Origin of the sequence: Rhizobium sp. YAF28, from assembly GCF_052113285.1 — a bacterium.
GTDB lineage: Bacteria > Pseudomonadota > Alphaproteobacteria > Rhizobiales > Rhizobiaceae > Rhizobium.
In genome coordinates this window covers 1-1,242 of the sequence record NZ_JBFRCX010000032.1, presented here as the reverse complement: position 1 = coordinate 1,242, position 1,242 = coordinate 1, and the positions used below count along the sequence as shown (strand labels likewise).

The following is a 1,242-nucleotide window of genomic DNA, read 5'->3' as shown; positions in this document are numbered from 1 at the left end:
CGTATATGTCTGCAAACAATTCCTATCCAAAATCCATCAATGAAACGGTCCTGAACTACGCCCCGGGCAGCGCCGAACGCGTCGCGCTGACGGCAGAACTCGACAAGCAGCAAGCCTTGGTGCGCGAGATCCCGGCCATCGTCGGCGGCGAGCGCATCCTTAGCGGCGACATCACCGACGTGCGCGCCCCGCACGCCCACGCCCGCCGCCTGGGCGAAGTCCATAACGCCGGCGAGACCACCATCCACGCCGCCATCGACGCCGCAGTGGCCGCCCAACGCGACTGGGCCAACGCCACGCTGGCCGAGCGCTCCGCCGTCTTCCTCAAGGCCGCTGACCTGCTGGCCGGCCCGTGGCGCGCCCGCCTGAACGCGGCGACCATGCTCGGCCAGAGCAAGACCGCCTACCAGGCCGAAATCGACTCGGCCTGCGAACTGATCGACTTCCTGCGCTTCAACGTGCAGTTCGCGCACGAACTGACGGCCGGCCAGCCGATTTCGTCGCCGGGCATGCGCAATCACCTCGAATACCGTCCGCTGGAAGGCTTCGTCTACGCCGTCACGCCGTTCAACTTCACGGCCATCGGCGGCAATCTGGCCATCGCCCCGGCGCTGATGGGCAACACCGTGCTGTGGAAGCCGGCCGCCACGGCGTCGCTGTCGAACTTCCTGTTCATGGAGCTGCTCGAGGCCGCCGGTCTGCCGAAGGGGGTCATCAACTTCCTGCCGGGCGACCCGGTGGCGATCAGCGGCGCCGTGCTGGCGCGGCCCGAACTGGCCGGCATTCACTTCACCGGCTCGACGGCCGTGTTCGACACACTGTGGGGCGAAGTCGGCCGCAATGTGTCGCGCTACCGCAGCTATCCGCGTCTGGTCGGCGAAACCGGCGGCAAGGACTTCGTGCTCGCCCACCCGTCCGCCGATGCCGACACGCTGGCCGTGGCGCTGCTGCGCGGCGCCTTCGAGTACCAGGGCCAGAAGTGCAGCGCGGCGTCGCGCGCCTACATCCCCGCCTCGCTGTGGCCGGCCGTGCGCGAGCGCGTGGTGGCGATGGCCGAGACCATCCAGATGGGCGATGTGACCGACTTCACCAACTTCATGGGCGCCGTGATCGACCGCCGCGCGTTCGACCGCCTCCATGGCCATCTGCAACGCGCCGCCAGCGACAGCGCCGTGAAGCTCGTCACCGGCGGCAAGGCCGACGACAGCGTGGGCTACTTCATCGCGCCGACCGTGCTGGAGG

The 1,242-nt window shown here is 68.4% G+C and carries 1 protein-coding gene; it reads left to right on the top strand.

Annotation, left to right across the window (positions count from 1 at the left end; genetic code table 11):
* On the top strand, positions 1 to 1,242 hold a 1,242-nt coding region (locus AB4Z13_RS32735; RefSeq protein WP_442207768.1), incomplete at both ends, for an aldehyde dehydrogenase family protein.